Annotated in this window: 13 protein-coding genes; 6 read left to right on the top strand and 7 right to left on the bottom strand. The window is 71.2% G+C overall.

The features are described 5' to 3' along the window. Nucleotides 1–5: 5 nt before the first annotated feature. A complete protein-coding gene (rox, locus tag OG247_RS40075) occupies nucleotides 6–1,430 on the bottom strand; it encodes a rifampin monooxygenase (RefSeq protein WP_327257801.1) in 1,425 nt (474 codons plus the stop codon). A 325-nt stretch (nucleotides 1,431–1,755) separates the two neighbouring features. On the opposite strand from rox, the gene OG247_RS40070 reads away from it, so the two are divergent. From OG247_RS40070 to OG247_RS40045, 6 genes are all read left to right on the top strand, one after another. After that, nucleotides 1,756–2,325: a DinB family protein gene (locus OG247_RS40070; RefSeq protein WP_327256880.1), complete on the top strand. Its 570-nt coding sequence runs from the start codon at nucleotides 1,756–1,758 to the stop codon at nucleotides 2,323–2,325. A 60-nt stretch (nucleotides 2,326–2,385) separates the two neighbouring features. Beyond that, nucleotides 2,386–3,111, top strand: a complete 726-nt coding sequence (locus OG247_RS40065; RefSeq protein ID WP_327256879.1) for a hypothetical protein — start codon at nucleotides 2,386–2,388, stop codon at nucleotides 3,109–3,111. A 299-nt stretch (nucleotides 3,112–3,410) separates the two neighbouring features. Then, nucleotides 3,411–4,757 (top strand): discoidin domain-containing protein, encoded by a 1,347-nt coding sequence (locus tag OG247_RS40060; RefSeq protein ID WP_327256878.1) that lies wholly within the window; start codon nucleotides 3,411–3,413, stop codon nucleotides 4,755–4,757. Continuing rightward, the gene (locus tag OG247_RS40055; RefSeq protein WP_327256877.1) at nucleotides 4,757–6,160 is read left to right on the top strand and encodes an MFS transporter; all 1,404 of its coding nucleotides are present in this window, start codon (nucleotides 4,757–4,759) and stop codon (nucleotides 6,158–6,160) included. The genes OG247_RS40060 and OG247_RS40055 overlap by 1 nt, the downstream gene beginning before the upstream one ends. Further along, entirely contained in the window at nucleotides 6,157–7,203 is a 1,047-nt protein-coding gene (locus OG247_RS40050; protein ID WP_327256876.1) for a hypothetical protein, read from the top strand. The genes OG247_RS40055 and OG247_RS40050 overlap by 4 nt, the downstream gene beginning before the upstream one ends. A 172-nt stretch (nucleotides 7,204–7,375) precedes the next feature. Next, the gene (locus tag OG247_RS40045; RefSeq protein WP_327256875.1) at nucleotides 7,376–9,718 is read left to right on the top strand and encodes a family 20 glycosylhydrolase; all 2,343 of its coding nucleotides are present in this window, start codon (nucleotides 7,376–7,378) and stop codon (nucleotides 9,716–9,718) included. Here OG247_RS40045 and OG247_RS40040 read toward each other — a convergent pair. The 6 genes from OG247_RS40040 to OG247_RS40015 form a co-directional block, all read right to left on the bottom strand. Then, nucleotides 9,711–11,003 (bottom strand): alpha-L-fucosidase, encoded by a 1,293-nt coding sequence (locus OG247_RS40040; RefSeq protein ID WP_327256874.1) that lies wholly within the window; start codon nucleotides 11,001–11,003, stop codon nucleotides 9,711–9,713. The two genes, OG247_RS40045 and OG247_RS40040, sit on opposite strands and share 8 nt — an antisense overlap. 30 nt (nucleotides 11,004–11,033) lie before the next feature. Next, entirely contained in the window at nucleotides 11,034–12,011 is a 978-nt protein-coding gene (locus OG247_RS40035) for a hydroxyacid dehydrogenase (RefSeq protein ID WP_327257800.1), read from the bottom strand. Nucleotides 12,012–12,079: 68 nt separating this feature from the next. Then, nucleotides 12,080–13,039 (bottom strand): carbohydrate ABC transporter permease, encoded by a 960-nt coding sequence (locus OG247_RS40030; RefSeq protein ID WP_327256873.1) that lies wholly within the window; start codon nucleotides 13,037–13,039, stop codon nucleotides 12,080–12,082. After that, nucleotides 13,036–13,965: a carbohydrate ABC transporter permease gene (locus OG247_RS40025; protein WP_327256872.1), complete on the bottom strand. Its 930-nt coding sequence runs from the start codon at nucleotides 13,963–13,965 to the stop codon at nucleotides 13,036–13,038. Before OG247_RS40025 ends, OG247_RS40030 begins: the two co-directional genes overlap by 4 nt. A gap of 115 nt (nucleotides 13,966–14,080) precedes the next feature. Further along, entirely contained in the window at nucleotides 14,081–15,391 is a 1,311-nt protein-coding gene (locus OG247_RS40020) for an ABC transporter substrate-binding protein (RefSeq protein WP_327256871.1), read from the bottom strand. 145 nt (nucleotides 15,392–15,536) lie between these two features. Beyond that, nucleotides 15,537–16,670: a substrate-binding domain-containing protein gene (locus OG247_RS40015; protein WP_327256870.1), complete on the bottom strand. Its 1,134-nt coding sequence runs from the start codon at nucleotides 16,668–16,670 to the stop codon at nucleotides 15,537–15,539. Between the last annotated feature and the right edge of the window lie 42 nt (nucleotides 16,671–16,712).

Genomic DNA, 16,712 nt, shown 5'->3' with positions numbered 1-16,712 from the left:
CGTGCTCAGGCCATGGCGGCGCCGAACCACTTCGGCAGGTGGGCGTCGAGGTCGTGCTGGTCTTCGCCGACCCATGCCACGTGGCCGTCCGGGCGCAGCAGTACGGCGGGCGCGTCCAGTTCCTCACTGACGTCGACGACGTGATCGATCCGGTCGGCCCACCCGGAGACCGAGAGCCGGCCGGTCTGGTCGAGCAGGAGTCCGCGGCCGGTGTGCATCAGCTCGTACAGGCGCCCGCGCTTCAGCTCCACGTCCCGCAGCCTGCGGCCGAGCAGTTCGTGGCCCTCGCCGAAGTCGTAGCGGACCTCGACCGCGGTGATCATCCCCGTCACGTACCGGTTCACCTCCTCGAAGTCCATCAGCTTCGCGAACAGCTTCCGCAGCGCGGTGGGTCCCGCGTCGCTTCCCATCAGCGTGATCTGTGCTCGGGTGTTGTCCAGTACGGCGGCGCCCACCGGGTGGCGTTCGGCGTGGTAGCTGTCGAGGAGGTCTTGCGGGGCCCAGCCGTTGACGGCGGCGGCGAGCTTCCAGCCGAGGTTGAAGGCGTCCTGCACGCCGAGGTTGAGTCCCTGGCCGCCGGTCGGCGGGTGGATGTGCGCCGCGTCGCCGGCCAGCAGGACCCGGCCGACCCGGTACTGCTCGGCCTGCCGGGTGGCGTCGCCGAAGCGGGACAGCCAGCGCGGCGAGTGCACACCGAAGTCGGTGCCCCCGAAGGCCCGTAGCTGCTGCTTGAACTCCTCCAGGGTCGGCGCGCTGCGGTCCTCGGACACGCCGTCGGCGGGGACGATGATGCGGCACGAGCCGTCCTCGCCCGCGTGGACGCCGAAGCGGAGCTGGGTCTTGTTGACCTCCGCGACGACCGCGGCGATCGTCTCCGGATCCGCGGCCACCTCCATGTGCCCCAACAGGGTCTCGACCGTGGCGGGTTCGCCCGGGAAGCCGACGCCGAGGAGTTTGCGCACCGCGCTGCGGCCGCCGTCGCATCCGACGAGGTAGCGCGAGCGCAGGCGCGTGCCGTCCGCCAGCTCGACGGTCACCCCGTCCTCGTCCTGGCTCAGGCCGACCGCTTCGCAGCCGTGCCGGATCTCGGTGCCGACTTCGCGCGCGTGCTCGCCGAGCAGCCGCTCGGTGACCGGCTGCGGGATGGCGAGGCCGTACGGGTGCGCCGTGTCCAGCTGGTCCGGCCACGGCTTCATGATGCCGCCGAACAGGCCGCCGACCTGGAACTTCTCGCTGACGGCGAGGAATCGGTCCAGCAGCCCGCGCTGGTCCATCAGCTCGACGCTGCGCGTGTGCAGGCCCTGGCCGCGGGACTCTCCGGTCGGCTCGGTCAGCTTCTCCACCACGACCACGCGGACGCCGTGCAGCCGCAACTCTGCCGCCAGCATCAAACCGGTCGGTCCACCACCGACCACGGTCACGTCCGTCACGTCGCTCACGCCCGTCACGTCGCTGACGCCCGTCACGTTGCTGACGCCCGTCGGGTTGCTTGCGTCGGTCACGTCGGTCATTCCCCTCACCTCGGTCGCGTCGGCCGTATCGGTCGCGTTGGTCGCGTCGGGCACTTCGGTCGTCACGCAATCACCATTTCCACGGGTTCCGCCTTCGGTCAGTGATTTTGCGGCATCACCGGGGCCTTGCCGCAAGCCCCCCCGTGCGCTATAAGTTGAGAGTGGCAAGGAGTGGAAACACCTCCTTGCCTTTCTGCGTTCCCGGGGGAAATCCGCTGGCGGGCTCGCTCCCTCACGGACGACCATGGGGCGCATGAGTGATCAAGGCGAGCGATGGACCCGGGCGACCGTCTACCCCGACATGTGGGCGGACCCGGACGAGGACCCCCGCAACAGCGGAGAGAGCGGTTCGGAAGGCGAGCTCGCCACCTTGCAGGACTTCCTCACGGACTACCGCCTGACCCTGCGGATGAAGTGCGAGGGCCTGGATCCGGAGCAGCTGTCCCGGCGCTCGGTCCCGCCGTCGACGATGTCGCTGCTCGGTCTGGTGCGCCACCTCGCCGAGGTGGAACGGGACTGGCAGAACTGGATCACCGAAGGCGATCCGCTGCCGAAGCTGTACGGCAAGCGCGACGGTGACTTCGACGGAGCCGTCGCCGAGCAGGCCGCGGTCGACGGTGCGTACGCCGATCTGGAGCGCGAGCAGGCCGCGACCGACGCCGCGCTGGCCGCGCACCCGGATCTGGGCGAGCGGCTGGGGAAGGACCGGATCGCGGTGCGGGAGTTGATGGTGCACCGGATCGAGGAGTACGCGCGTCACTGCGGGCACGCCGACCTGTTGCGCGAATGCGTCGACGGGAGGGTGGGCCAGTGACGCGGGCGCAGCCCGTGTGACCATGGCTTCCTTCGTACATCAGCACCTCATGGGGGGACCATGCGCACCCGAACCACCACCGCCTCGGCCGGCCTCGCCGCCGTGATCGCGGCGGCCCTCGTCCTGTCCGGCTGCTCGGCGTCCGGTGGGGGCACGGCCGGGAAGGGGGCAGCCGGCGCTTCCCCGTCGGCAGCGGCCTCCCCCGGGCCGGTGCCGGGTGGCGCCGGGTACGAGGGGCCGCGGCCGCAGGACCAGAACCTGCTGGCCTGGACCGGGGATCCGAACGACGCGGGGCACGTCACCGCCCAGTCCGCCGCCGGGGTCGGCGGACGGGTCACCCTGGTCCGGATGGTGCTGCGCGAGCAGCTCACCTGGTCCAACATCTGGCTGGGGCTGGCCGGCATCGACCCGAACGCCCAGCTGTCCAACTGCTACCTCGGCGTGTACGACGCCAAGGGCACCCTGGTCGCGTCCACCGCGGACATCTCCCCGCAGCTGATGACCGACGCGATCGCCAAGCCGTTCCCCCTCGCCAAACCGTTCGCCGCCGCCCCCGGCACGTACTTCGTCGCCCTCCTCCTCAACGGCAACTGGGCCACGAACGCCCTCACCCTCAAGGCCACGGGCGCCGGGATCTCGGTGAACGCGGGTCTGAACCCGCCGAGCCTGCGCTACAGCACCGTCCTGACCGGTCAGACCTCGCTCCCGGCCGGCGTGAACCTCTCCGAGCAGTCCACCAGCACGATCAACACCGGCTGGGCCAGCCAGTGGTACGCGATCTCCTGAACGCTCCCGACCTTCCCGGCCTCTCCTGACCGCTCCCGACCGCCCCTGAAGCCCCTGAAGCTCCTGAAGCCAGAAGCTCCGGAAGCTCCTGCCGCGAATGACTGGTAGGAAAGTTTCCTGTTTGCTAGCATCCCGCTTCGGCGGCTCGGCGCGGTGCCCGCATCCGTGGGCATGACGCGCTCAGCGAGAGCTCTGACCCGGCCGCTGTGACCACGCCCGCCCCTGCCCGCACCCGGTCGGGGGCGCGTGGTCTCGTACCGGTGCCAGCTCTCGCCACCCACCAGGCCAGGGAGTCAGGAATGCGCCTGAACACCCCAAGCACACCTCATGTTTACACATCGCGCCGCACGATCGGCGTGGTCATCACCGCCGTACTGCTCCTCGTGGGCGGCCTGTTGCTCGCCTATCCCGAACGGGCCGGCGCCGCCGCAGACCCCCTCATCTCGCGCGGCAAGACCGCCACGGCGTCCTCCGTGGAGAGTTCGGGCTTCGGTCCGCAGAACGCCTTCGACGGCAGCACCACCACCCGGTGGGCCAGCGTCGAGGGCAAGGACCCGCAGTGGATCCGCGTCGACCTCGGCGCGAACGCCAACGTCACGCGGGTGGCGCTGCGTTGGGAGGCCGCGTACGCCAAGACGTACCGGGTCGAGATCTCGGCCGACGGCACCACCTGGACCCGGCTCGCCAACGAGACGGCCGGGAACGGCGGCACCGACGACTGGACCGCCCTCTCCGGCAGCGGCCGCTACCTGCGCGTGTACGGAACAGCCCGCGGCACCTCCTACGGGTACTCCCTGTACGAGGTCGAGGTGTACGGCACCCTCGACGGGACTCCCCCGCCGACCGGCGCCTTCACCGTGGTCGCCGCCGGTGACATCGCCGCCCAGTGCACCGCCTCGGACAGCTCCTGCGCCCACCCCAAGACCGCCGCGCAGGCCCAGAAGATCAACCCGAAGTTCTATCTGACGATGGGCGACAACCAGTACGACGACGCCCGGATCTCCGACTACCGGAACTACTACGACACCTCCTGGGGCGCGTTCAAGGACAAGACCCGCCCGGTGCCCGGCAACCACGAGACCTACGACCCGGCAGGCCCGCTCGCCGGCTACAAGGCCTACTTCGGAGCCGTCGCCTACCCCCAGGGCAAGAGCTACTACAGCTTCAACGAGGGCAACTGGCACTTCATCGCCCTCGACTCCAACTCCTTCGACCAGAAGGCCCAGATCGACTGGCTCAAGGCCGACCTCGCCGCGAACTCCAAGGGCTGCATCGCCGCCTACTGGCACCACCCGCTGTACTCCTCCGGCGGGCACGGCAACGACCCGGTGAGCAAGCCGGTCTGGAACATCCTGTACGGCGCCAAGGCCGACCTCGTGCTGGGCGGGCACGACCACCACTACGAGCGGTTCGCCCCGCAGGACCCGAACGGGAAGGCCACCGCCGACGGGATCACCGAGATCGTCGGCGGCATGGGCGGCGCCGACCCCTACGACATCGAGGACGTCCAGCCCAACAGCCAGAAGCGGATCAGCGGTACGTACGGGGTCCTGAAGCTGGACTTCACCGACTCCGGCTACAGCTGGAGCTACGTCGCCACCGACGGGACCACGAAGGACACCAGCCCGAAGTACACCTGCCACTGATGTACCTGGCCACCACAGGCCGCCGGGCCGCTCCGGCCCCGCCCCCCACCACGGGGGCGGGCCGGCGCGTCCCCGCCGCCGTCCTGGCGCTCGGCACGGTCAGCCTCGTCACCGACGTCTCCTCCGAGATGGTCAGCGCGGTGCTGCCCCTCTACCTCGTCCTCGGGCTCGGCCTCTCACCCCTCCAATTCGGCTTCCTCGACGGGCTGATGGGAGGAGCCGGCGCGGTCGTACGGCTGCTCGGCGGGCACCTCGCCGACCGCGGCCACCGGTACAAGCACGTCGCGGGGATCGGCTACGCCGTCTCGGCCTGCTCCCGGCTCGGCCTGCTGCTCGCGGGCGGCGCCACCGGCGGGATCGCGGCGGCCCTGGCCGCCGACCGGGTCGGCAAGGGCATCCGTACGGCGCCCCGCGACGCCCTGATCACCCTCAACAGCCCTCCCGAGGAACTCGGCCGGTCCTTCGGCGTGCACCGGGCCATGGACACCACCGGCGCCCTGCTCGGTCCGCTCGCCGCCTTCGCCCTGCTCTGGGCGACCGCGGGCGCGTACGACGCGGTGTTCGTCGCCAGCTTCTGCTGCGGCCTGCTCGGCGTGCTGATCCTGGTCCTCCACGTTCCCGGGTACCACCGCCCGGCCACGACGCCCGGCCCGGCTCCGCCCCGGAGCAAGGCGTTCGGCGCGCTGCGCGACCCCGCCTTCCGGCGGATCCTCTGGGCCGCCGCCCTGCTCGGCGGCGCCACCATCGGCGACGCCTTCGTCTACCTCCTGCTCCAGCGCCGACTGGGCCTGGACCCCGGCTGGTTCCCGCTGCTGCCGCTCGGTGCGGCCGCGGGCTATCTGCTCCTGGCCGTCCCGGTGGGCCGGATCGCCGACCGGGTGGGGCGCCGGCTGCCGTTCCTCTACGGACACCTCGCCCTGCTCGGCGCCTACCTCGTCCTGCTCGCCCCGGCCGGCGGGCCGGCCCCGCTCCTCCTCGCGGCCGTCCTCGCCCTGCTCGGGGTGTTCTACGCGGCCACCGACGGGGTGCTGATGGCCCTCGCCGGGCCGGTCCTGCCCGCCGGGGGCCGAGCGGGCGGGCTGGCCGTGCTCCAGACCGGCCAGGCCCTGGCCCGGATGCTCGCCGCGGCGGGCTTCGGCGCCGCGTGGACGGTGTGGGGGCCGCGGCCCGCGCTCTGGGGGGCGACGGCGGTGCTGCTCGCCGCGCTGGCGGGCGGCTGGGCGCTGCTGCCGCGCGATCCGGGCGTGCCGGGCGTGCCGGGCGGTCCGGATGAGGCCCGCGGTCCGGGTGATCCGCGCAATCCGGATTCTCCGCGCCATCCGGCAGCCCCGGACGCCCCGGACGCCCCCGCCACCGCCGTGGTGCCGACGCGATCCCCCACCAGTGAGAGGAGCACCTCATGACCACGCCGCTCACCACCCCGGCGCCCGCGCGGCGGCTCGGCGCCCGGGCCCGTACCGCCGTCACCGTCGCCGCGGTCGTCCTCCTCACGGGCTCCGCCGCCGGGTACGCCCTGCACGCGGGGCACCGGCCGGACGGCCGACAGGTCGGCGCCGAGGCGTCCTTCGACCTCGGCGGTCCCGCCCTGTACTTCCGGGACACCGCCACGGGACGGGTGGCGCACCAGCCCCTGACCGCGACGGCGGGCGGCGCCGACCGCACCGCGGGCGGGCCCGTCTGCGACCGCTTCCACGCCGCCGGGGGCACCGCCCTCTGCCTGCGCGCCGAGCCCGGGGTGCTGCCGAAGACGTACGCCGTCGTCCTCGACCGGCGGCTGCGCGAAGTGAGCCGGACGACCGTGCCGGGGGTTCCGACCCGGGCCCGGGTGTCCGCGTCCGGGCAGATGCTCGCCTGGACCGTGTTCGCCACCGGGGACTCGTACTCCACGACCGGATTCTCCACCCGGACGGCCGTCCTGGACCTGCGCACGGGATACCTGGTGAAGTCCCTGGAGGAGATACCGCTCACCATCGACGGTGTCCGCCACCACTCCCCCGACGTCAACTACTGGGGCGTGAGCTTCGCCCGAGACGACAGCCGCTTCTACGCGACCGTCTCGACGAAGGGGCGTACGTACCTCGTCGAGGGGAACATGGGCGACTGGTCGGCGAGGACGCTGCGGGAGAACGTCGAATGCCCCTCCCTGTCGCCCGACAACACGCGGGTCGCCTTCAAGAAGAAGGTGTCCGACGACCCGGCCGCACCCTGGCGGCTGTACGTCCTCGACCTGCGGACGATGGCCGAGACCCCGCTCGCCGAGACGCGCGGCGTGGACGACCAGGCGGCCTGGACGGACGACGGGACGGTCGCCTACGCCCTGCCGGGCGCGGACGGACGCGCGAGCGACGTCTGGAGCGTCCCCGCGGACGGGACCGGAGCACCCCGGATGTCCGTCGCGGGCGGATCGTCCCCGGTCGCGGTGGCGGGTGCGGCCGAGACGCCGTAGCGGGTGAGGCCGGCGTCCGGTCGGCGCGCAGGGCCGATGCGCGGCGATCCGGGTCCCGGTGCTCGATGATGCTCATTCGGCCGCCACTTCGAGCATGTCTTGACATAGACCTGTCATTGCGTTGCACTGTGGCCACTCCCTCCGGCGGTCACGGCCGGAGGGAGATGCCGCCGTGAACACCTGGGGACTCGCCATGCGTCTGCTCAGATTCCTGACCGCCTCCGCCCTGGCCCTGGCCGCGTTGTCCCTGCCGTCCGCCGCCCGCGCCGAGCCCCTGCGGGCGGGGGCGGCCGTCGCCGCCGCGCCGCCGCAGACGGTGCCGGCCCTGCGGCAGTGGACGGCAGGCAGCGGGGCGTACGGCTTCACGAGCACCAGCCGGATCGTCGTCGATCCCGCCCACACCGCGCAGCTCTTGGACGAAGCGGCCACGTTCGCCGAGGACTTGGGCGCGCTGGCCGGGCGTCCGGTGGCCGTCGTCACGGGCAGCCCCTCCCCCGGCGACATCGGCCTGAGCCTGGGCGAAGGCTCGCTGCCCGCCGAGGGGTACCGGATGACCGTCGGCCAGTCCCTCGCCATCCAGGCCGGGACCGACGCCGGAGCCTTCAACGGCACCCGTTCCGTGCTGCAGTTGCTGCACCAGTCTGCCTCCGTGCCGGGTGGAACGGCGGTGGACTGGCCCACCAAGGCCGAGCGCGGGCTCATGATCGACCAAGGGCGGAAGTTCTTCACCGTCGACTGGGTCAAGCAGCACATCAAGGAGCTGGCCTACCTCAAGCTCAACTACTTCCACTTCCACCTGTCGGACACCTTCGGCTTCCGACTGGAGAGTTCCACGCACCCGGAGATCGTCTCCGCCGACCACTACTCCAAGCAGGACATCGCGGACCTGATCGCACTGGGGCAGAAGTACCACGTCACGATCGTCCCCGAGATCGACACCCCGGGGCACATGAACCAGATCCTGGCCGCCCACCCGGAGCTCAAGCTCAAGGACAGTTCGGGCACGGCCAGTTCCGAGTTCATCGACCTGTCCCTGCCCGGCTCTTACACCCTGATCAAGGACCTGATCGAGGAATACCTGCCGCTGTTCCCGGCCGCGTACTGGCACATCGGCGCCGACGAATACGTCACCGACTACGCCAGGTACCCGCAGCTGCTCAGCTACGCCCGCGCCCACTACGGCGCGAACGCCACCGCCAAGGACACCTACTACGGGTTCGTGAACTGGGCGGACTCCCTGGTCCGCTCGGCCGGCAAGACCACCCGCATGTGGAACGACGGCATCAAGGCCGGCGACGGGACCGTCACGCCCGACGCCCGCATCCTCGTCGAGTACTGGTACAGCTACGGACTCACCCCCCAGCAGCTGGTCAACGCCGGACACACGATCGCCAACGAGTCCTGGACGCCGACCTATTACGTGCTCGGCGGTGCGAAACCGGACACGAAGTGGATGTACGAGACGTGGACCCCGGACCGGTTCGAGGGCGGCAACACCATCACCGACCCCTCGAAGAACCGCGGTTCGCTGGTCCACGTGTGGTGCGACAGCCCGAACGCCGAGACCGAGACGCAGATCGCCGCCGGGATCATGTACCCGCTGCGCGGCCTCGCCCAGCAGACCTGGGGTTCACCGAAGCCGGTCGCCACCTACGCGGCGTTCACGCCGATCGTGGCCGCGATCGGACACAACCCCGCATGGCCCGGACTCGCCCAACCGGGCAACCTCGCCCGCAACCGCCCCACCACCGCGTCCAGCACCGAGACCGTCAACTTCCCGGCCGCGCTGGCGACCGACGGCGATCCGGGCACCCGGTGGTCCAGTGCGTACGCCGATCCGCAGTGGCTGCAGGTGGACCTCGGGTCCTCCCAGGCCGTGAACCGGGTGGTCCTGCGCTGGGAGGCCGCGTACGGGAAGGGCTTCCAGATCCAGCTCTCCGACGACCAGAGCACCTGGCGCACCGCGTACTCCACGACCACGGGCGCCGGCGGGGTCCAGGATCTGACCGGCCTGTCCGGCTCCGGCCGCTACATCCGGGTGTACGGAGTCCAGCGCGGCACCACCTACGGCTATTCACTGTACGAATTCGAGGTGTACGGCGGCCAGTTGAGCGGCACCCGAACCCTCACCTCGGCCGGGAAGGCGCTCGACGACCCGGCGAGCTCCACCGCCTCCGGTACCCGGCTGATCACCTGGACCCCGCACGGCGGCCCCAACCAGCAGTGGCGCCTCGCCCTCACCGGCGACGGCAGCTACACCATGACCAACGGCTCGTCCGGCCTCTGCGCGGACGTGGCGGGCGGTTCCACCGCTGCGGGCGCGGCCGTGGTCCAGACCGCCTGCGGCAGCGGCGACAGCCAGCGCTGGCTGCTCACCCCGCTCGGCTCCGGGGACTACACGGTGGCCAACAAGAAGAGCGGGCTGCTCCTGACCACGGCGTCCGGCGCCGACGGGGCCCTGGCGAGCCAGCAGGCCGCCGGCGGTTCGGTCTACCAGCGCTGGCAGATCAGCTGAGCTCGGGCCGAGGTCCGGCTGCCGTCACCGCGGTGAGCCGGGCCCCGGTTCCGGTCAGCCGGATCCGCAGTTCCCGCACGGTGAGGGGCTCCACACGGTGGACGCGCCGGACCCCCACCGTGTGGCCGGAGGCGATCAGCCGGCCGTCCGCCCAGATCTCGTGGCCGTCCACGCGCTGGCCCCCGGTGAGGTCCTCGCGCAGTTCCACGTGGTCGACGCGGACGGACCGGCCGAAGTCCGCGAGGAGCTCCTCCCCCTCGGAAGGGAGCACGTCGGCCGGGAGCAAGCCGGCCGAGAGGACGGCGGAGTGCGGATCGCCGAGGCGCCGCTCCAGCTCGCCGGTGAACTCGAGGAGCCGCGCCCGGTCGGCGTCGTCGATCAGTCCGCGCCGGTCGGGCGGCACACCCAGCAGCAGGCCGGCGCCGAGGCCCACCGAGGAGTACCAGATCTCCAGCAGGTCCTCGCGGCTCTTGAGGGTGTGGTGGTTCCCGGGCTGCCAGAACCAGTCGGCGCGGAGCGGGACATCGCATTCGGGCGGCAGGTAGGCGGCCGAGTCGAGCTCGGCCTGCCGCTCGTCGTACAGGCTGATGCCCGTGGAGTGCGTGACGTAGCGGCAGGGGTCGGCGGCGAGCCCCTCCTCGTTGCCGACCCAGCGGATCGTGGGGCGGCCCATGTTGAAGACCATGGCGCCGGGCTGGTGCCGGTCGATCACGGCCATGACCGCGTCCCAGTCGTACGTGCGCCCCTCGGAGCCCGCGCCGTCGAACCACAGCTCGCACAACGGGCCGTAGCGGGTGCAGAGTTCGGTGAGCTGACGGAGGTAGAAGGAGTCGTAGGCGGCGGGCTCCTCGTAGCAGTCGGCGTTGCGGTCCCAGGGAGAGAGGTACAGCCCGAGGCCGAGGCCTGCCTCCCCGCAGGCCTCGGCCAGTTCGGCGACCACGTCGCCCGCTCCGTCCTTCCAGGGCGAGGAGGCCACGGAGTAGGCGGTGGTTTCGGTCGGCCAGAGGCAGAAGCCGTCGTGGTGCTTGGCGGTCAGCACGACGTACTTCGCTCCGGCCTCGGCGGCGGTACGTACCCACTGGCGCGCGTCGAGGTGCGCGGGCCGGAAGGTGTCCGGGTCCAGGGTCCCGTCGCTCCACTCGACGCCGTTGAAGGTGTTGATGCCGAAGTGCAGGAAGATCCCGAATCCGGCTTCCTGCCAGGCGAGTTGTCCGGGCGTGGGCAGGAGGGGAGTCTCGGCGGGGCCTGCGGGACCGACGAGGGGGGCTGAGGGACCGGGCGTCATGGGGAGCTTTCGGGGTTCGTCGGCGGGCGTTCAGGCCGAGTGGGCCAGGCTCGCGGGGTGGACGGCGTGGGCGAAGGGGAGTCCCCGGGCGTACCGCTCCAACTCCGCGGCCGCGCAGGCCGCGAGACGTCCGAGTTCGTTGCCGAGCGAGCCGGCGATGTGCGGGGTGAGCAGCACGTTCGGCAGGTCGTAGAGCGGCGATCCGGCCGGCAGTACGTCGGGGTGGGTGACGTCGAGGACGGCGTGCAGCCGGCCCGAGACCAGTTCCGCGGTGAGCGCCTCGGTGTCGACCAGCGTTCCGCGGGCGGTGTTGACGAGGGTCGCGCCGTCGCGCATGAGGGCGAGCCTGCGGGCGTCGATCAGGTGGCGGGTCTCGGAGGTCTGCGGTGCGTGCACGGTCACCACGTCACTGCGGCCCATGAGTTCGTCCAGGTGGACGGGCTCCACCCCCAGGGCTCTCGCTTCGTCCCCGGCCAGGTACGGGTCGTGGACCAGCACGTGCGCGTCGTAGGAGCGCAGCAGCTCGATGACCCGGCGGCCGATGCGCGAGGCGCCGACGATGCCGACGGTTCGGCCGTAGTTCCCGATTCCGGGGTACAGCGTGAGCGGGTTGAGCTGGGTGCGGGCCTCCCGGTAGGCCCGGGCGGTGGTGAGGACGCGCTTGTTGGCGAAGACGATCGCGGCGACCGTGAACTCGGCGACGGGCTGGGCGTTGGCCTCGGCCGCGCTCGTGACGGACAGTCCGCGCCGCCAGGCCGCTTCCGTCATCAGCCCCTTCACGGATCCGGCGGTGTGCACCACCGCGCGCAGGGACGGGAGGAGGTCGAGGGCCTGCTCGGTGAGGGGCGGGCAGCCCCAGCCGGTGAGCAGGACCTCCGCTTCGCTCAGCCGCAAGGGGTCGGCCGCGGCGAAGTCGGTGACCAGGAGGTCGGGGTCCAGGAGCGCCGTGGCGCCGAGCCTGGCGAGGGCCTGCTCGTCGAGCAGGGCCGCCTTCGTCTCCGGGCTCATGACGAGGAGGGTGCGGGGCTTTCGGGGCCCGCCGGGCTCGCGGGTCGGGTCGGGGAGGCCGGGGTTCGTCACTTGACCGCTCCCGCCGAGAGGCCGGAGCGCCAGAACCGCTGCAGGCCGATGAAGGCGAGGGCGAGCGGGATGACGGCCACCAGTGATCCGGTGATCGCGAGGGAGTAGAACTCCGGGTATTGGAGCACGATTTGGTTCCAGCTGTAGATGCCGAGCACCGCCGGGTACAGGTGCTGGTCGTTGAGCATGACCAGCGGGCCGAAGAAGTTGTTCCAGCTCGCGGTGAAGGAGAAGAGGAAGAGGGTCATGAAGCCGGGCAGGAGCATCGGCAGCGAGATCGACCGGAAGACGCGCAGCTCGCTCGCTCCGTCGATGCGGGCGGCCTCGAGGACCTCACCGGGTACGTAGCCCTCCGAGAAGACCCGGGCGAGGTACACGCCGAAGGGGTTCACGAGTGCCGGGATGAGGACCGACCAGTAGGTGTTGACGATCCCGACCTCGGAGGCGAGGAGGTACTGCGGGAGCGTGATGACTACGGTGGGGACGAGGGTGCCGGTCAGGACGAGCCCGAAGAGCGCGCCCTTGCCGCGGAACTCGTACTTGTCGAAGCAGTATCCGGCGGCGACGCTGATCAGCGAGGACGCCAGTGATCCGACGACGGAGTAGAGGAGGCTGTTGAGCAGCCAGCGGCCGAAGATGCCGCCGTCGTGGCTGAAGACGGCCCGGAGGTTGTCGAAGAGGTGGAACTCGCCGAAGCCGAAGCCGGCCGTCCCGAAGAGGTCGGCGTGGTTCTTGGTGGCGGCGATCAGGAGCCAGGTCAGCGGCATCAGGGTGTAGAGGACCGCCACCAGGAGCACGGCGTTGACCACGGCCTTGGAGGCCATGGCACCGCTCCGGCGCGGCCTCCCGGCCGTCTTCCGGTCCGCCCGCCGGGCGGACGTGGCTCCGGGTGCGGGCGCCGGCTCACTGCCGGGAGCGGCCTCGGGCGGGGCCGAGGGGGCCGTCTGGGTGCTCATGCCGAGTCACCTCGCTTTCCGATCCGGGTGACGACGTAGGAGAGGGTGCCGGCGACGAGGGCCACGATGAGCGAGGCGGAGGAGGCGAGGCCGTAGTCGTGCCGCTCGAAGGCCGCCTTGTAGATGAACATCATCGGAGACCAGTCCGAGCCCATCGAGCCGGCCCGCTTCGAGAGGAGCATGGGCTCGCCGAAGATCTGGACCACGCCGACACAGGTGAACAGGAGGGTGAGGAACACGGCGGAGCGGATCATCGGCAGCTTGATCTGCAGGGCGATGCGCAGTTCACCGGCGCCGTCCATGACACCCGCTTCGATGACCTCGCGGGGCACGGCCTGCAGCGCGGCGAAGAAGATGATCATGTTGTATCCGACCCACTGCCAGGCCGCGACGTTCACCAGCGAGGGCAGGACGCTGCCCGGGGCGAAGAAGTCCCAGTGGCCGCCGGCCGCTTCGATCCAGTCCAGGACCGGACTCAGGCCGGGGGTGTAGAGGTAGGTCCAGATGATCGCCGCGATCAGTCCGGGGACCGCGTGCGGCATGAAGACGGCGAACTGGACGAGGCGCTTGGCCTTGGCCGCGACCGAATCGACGAGCAGGGCCAGGGCGAGGGCCGCGCCGATCATCACCGGGATGTAGACGGCGCAGTACGCGGCCACGTGCAGGAAGGAGGAGGTGAAGCCGTGGTCGCCGAGCGCCTTGGTGTAGTTCCCGAGCCCGCTGAAGACCCGTTCGGTGCCGCCGAATCCGAGGCCGGAGGACCGCTCGGTGAAGAAGCTCATCCAGAGCGCGTACGCGACGGGCAGGATCAGGACCGCGGTGAAGAGCAGGAAGAACGGGCCGAGGAAGACGAGCACCGCCCTGCCCTGGCCCGGCCGGCCCACGGGCGCGGCGCCGCGCGCTGAACGAGTGAGTGGTGCTGCCACCGGATCTCCTTGGTGGTGCGCTGCGGAGGAACGGACGGGAAGGCCTTCGAGAAGAGAAGGGGCTAGGCGGAGGCGGGGCCCGGGTGCCGGGTGGGCTTCGGGCCCCGCGCGGCGCCTACTTCGCGAGGTTGAGCCCTCGGCCCTTGATGGCCGCCTCGGCGGCGGTCTGTCCGGCCGCGAGTCCGTCGGTCAGGGTGCCCTTGAGCGCGGCGTCCTGGATGGCGGTGTTGGTGGCCGTCTGCACCGGGCCCCAGACCCAGCCCGGGACGATGGTGTCGACCTGCGCGCCGGCGATCTCGTAGACCTTGTCGCCGCCGAAGAAGCCCTTGTCGTCGAAGGCCGCGGCGGCGATCGGACGCAGTTCGGGGCTGGCGGGCAGGCTGCTGCTCGGTGCCTTCAGGCTGCTGAGGCGGGCCTTGACGCCTTCGGGGCTGGTGGCCGCCCAGGCGGCGAACTCGGCCGCTTCCTTGACGTGCTTGCTGCCCTTGGTGACGGCGTAGCTGGTGCCGCCGAACATGCCGGTGGCCGGGGTGCCCCAGTGCGGCAGCGGGGCGACGCCCCACTTGCCCGAGTCCTTGGCCAGGGCCGTCATCGTGCCGCCCGCGCTCCACGAGGCGCCGATGAAGCTGGCCATGACTCCGTCGGCCTTGGCCTTCGCGAACTCCGGGCCGTTGATCTTCAGGTTCATCACCAGGTCGTCCTTGACCAGGCCCTGCCAGTAGGAGGCCACCTTCTGCGAGGAGGCGTCGTTGATGCTGACCTTCCAGCCGTCACCCTCGGTGCCGTACCACTTGGCACCGGCCTGCCAGGAGAGCGCCGCCAGCAGCGGGGCGTCGTCGTTGCCCCAGCCGCCTATGCGCACGTTCTTGTCGGCGGCCTTGATCTTCTCGGCGGCCGTCTTGTACTCGTCCCAGGTCTTGGGGACCTCGACGCCCGCGTTCTTGAAGAGGTCCTTGCGGTAGTAGAGGAGGTTGGGCGTGGCGTCGTACGGCACGGCCCAGGTCTTGCCGCCGAGGGTCACCCGGTCCTGGACGCCCTGGGGGAACTTCGCCTTCACGGTGGCGCCGGCCGCTGCGGTGATGTCCGCCAGGTATCCCTGACTGACGAACTCCGGCAGGGTCGGGTACTCGATGCCCGCGACGTCGGGAGCGTTCCCGGCCTTGATCGCGTTGCTGATCTTGGCGTACCCGTCCGGTCCGCCGGTGATGGCCGAGTAGGTGACCTTGATGTTCGGGTGGGACGCGTTGAAGGCGTCCACCACCTGCTGGGCACCGCCGGTCCAGCCCCAATAGGTCAGGTTGACCGGTTCTTTGGGAGCGTCGGCCTTCGGCTCGGCGCCCCCCTCGCTCCCACCGCAGGCGGTGGCGAAGAAGGCCAGCGAGAACGTGGCGAGGGCGGCGCGGGAGGTACGGGAAGTGAGCTTCACTGCTCTGCTCCTCAGATGCGAGCCGTTGATGCGGCGAGGTGATGCACATCATTCGGCCAGAGGAGAAGAGAGTCAATAGAAAAGGAAAGTTTGAGAAAGAAAAGCCAAGTCAGCGTTAGGGCAGACGGGAGTTTGACGACACGCCCTAGGCCTCGCTGGAGGCTCGCACCCGCAACTCGGGGAGGATGGCGATCCGCCGCCTGGGCCGGCCCGGCTCGCGCAGCCGCCGTACGAGCAACTCCACGCCCGTGACCCCGACTTCGTGCTTCGAGGGCGCCACCGCACTCAGCGGCAGGTCCGCCAGGGAGGCCACTTCGTCGTCGTACGAGACCAGCGCGACATCGCCCGGCACCGCCAGCGAAGCACCGCGCAGCCGCTGCATCAGCACCATGGCCTCATGGTCGGGATGGACCAGGGCGGCGTCCACGCGGCCCTCCCGCACGGCTTCCACGAAGGTGGCCAGCACCGCTTCGTAGGCGGCGTCACCCGCCCCGAGCTCCGCGAGGTCGAGGAAGAGCGCGTGCTCGGCGACCTCGGGGCCGGCCTCTTCCATCGCCGCGTAGTAGCCCTTCTTGATCCAGGGTGCGGTGGGGGTCCCGCCGCGCATCACCAGGGCGATCCTGCGGCGTCCCGTGTCCAGGAGGTGGCCCACCGCCAGCCTGGCTCCGTACCCGTGGTCCGTGCCGACGTGCTCGGCGGCGGAGGCCTGCTGTTCGGGGCGGCGCTCGATGAGCACGACGGGCACGCCGAGCTCCTCGTACCACTGGCCGCCCGGCTTCCCGTCATCGGCGGAGGGCGCGATCAGCAGCCCGTCGACGCCGTCCGCGACCATCCGCGCGGCCTGCGTCTTCTCCGTGTCCACGTCGTACGTGGACACGGCGAGGGTCAGCCGTACCCCGAGGGCGTCCGCCGCCTCCCGGGCCCCCTTGATCACCTCGGGGTAGTAGTAGGCGGAGGAGGGCACGATCAGCCCGAGGACCAGAGGCCGGCCGGAACCGGGGCCCGCTCCGGGTCCGGCGGCGACTGCGCTGCCCGGGGCGGTCGAGGCCGCGCCGGCCACCGGCGGGGCGGCGGTCACGGGCGCGGTCTCCGCCCAGTCCTCCGGCAGCATCGCGCCGCCGTGCACCCGGGCCAGCAGGCCGCGCTCGGCGAGGACTTCGACGTCCTTGCGGACCGTCACCACGGACACGCCGAGCTCCGCCGCGAAGTCCGTGACACGCATGGATCCCGCTTCGCGGACCCGGCGCAGGATCGCCTGCTGTCGTTCCTCTGCGTGCACGGTGGAGCTCCCCTCGACTGCGTCCCTGGCCGAGGTCAGCGT

This window comes from Streptomyces sp. NBC_01244, assembly GCF_035987325.1.
Classification (GTDB): domain Bacteria; phylum Actinomycetota; class Actinomycetes; order Streptomycetales; family Streptomycetaceae; genus Streptomyces.
This window is presented reverse-complemented; position numbering and strand designations above follow the sequence as displayed.

Excerpts from the sequence above, each read along its gene's own strand:
- OG247_RS40070 (WP_327256880.1), top strand. The coding sequence starts at position 1,756 with ATGGGGCGCATGAGTGATCAAGGCGAGCGATGGACCCGGGCGACCGTC.
- OG247_RS40065 (WP_327256879.1), top strand. The coding sequence starts at position 2,386 with ATGCGCACCCGAACCACCACCGCCTCGGCCGGCCTCGCCGCCGTGATC.
- OG247_RS40060 (WP_327256878.1), top strand. The coding sequence starts at position 3,411 with ATGCGCCTGAACACCCCAAGCACACCTCATGTTTACACATCGCGCCGC.
- OG247_RS40055 (WP_327256877.1), top strand. The coding sequence starts at position 4,757 with ATGTACCTGGCCACCACAGGCCGCCGGGCCGCTCCGGCCCCGCCCCCC.
- OG247_RS40050 (WP_327256876.1), top strand. The coding sequence starts at position 6,157 with ATGACCACGCCGCTCACCACCCCGGCGCCCGCGCGGCGGCTCGGCGCC.
- OG247_RS40040 (WP_327256874.1), bottom strand. The coding sequence starts at position 11,003 with ATGACGCCCGGTCCCTCAGCCCCCCTCGTCGGTCCCGCAGGCCCCGCC.
- OG247_RS40035 (WP_327257800.1), bottom strand. The coding sequence starts at position 12,011 with ATGAGCCCGGAGACGAAGGCGGCCCTGCTCGACGAGCAGGCCCTCGCC.
- OG247_RS40030 (WP_327256873.1), bottom strand. The coding sequence starts at position 13,039 with ATGAGCACCCAGACGGCCCCCTCGGCCCCGCCCGAGGCCGCTCCCGGC.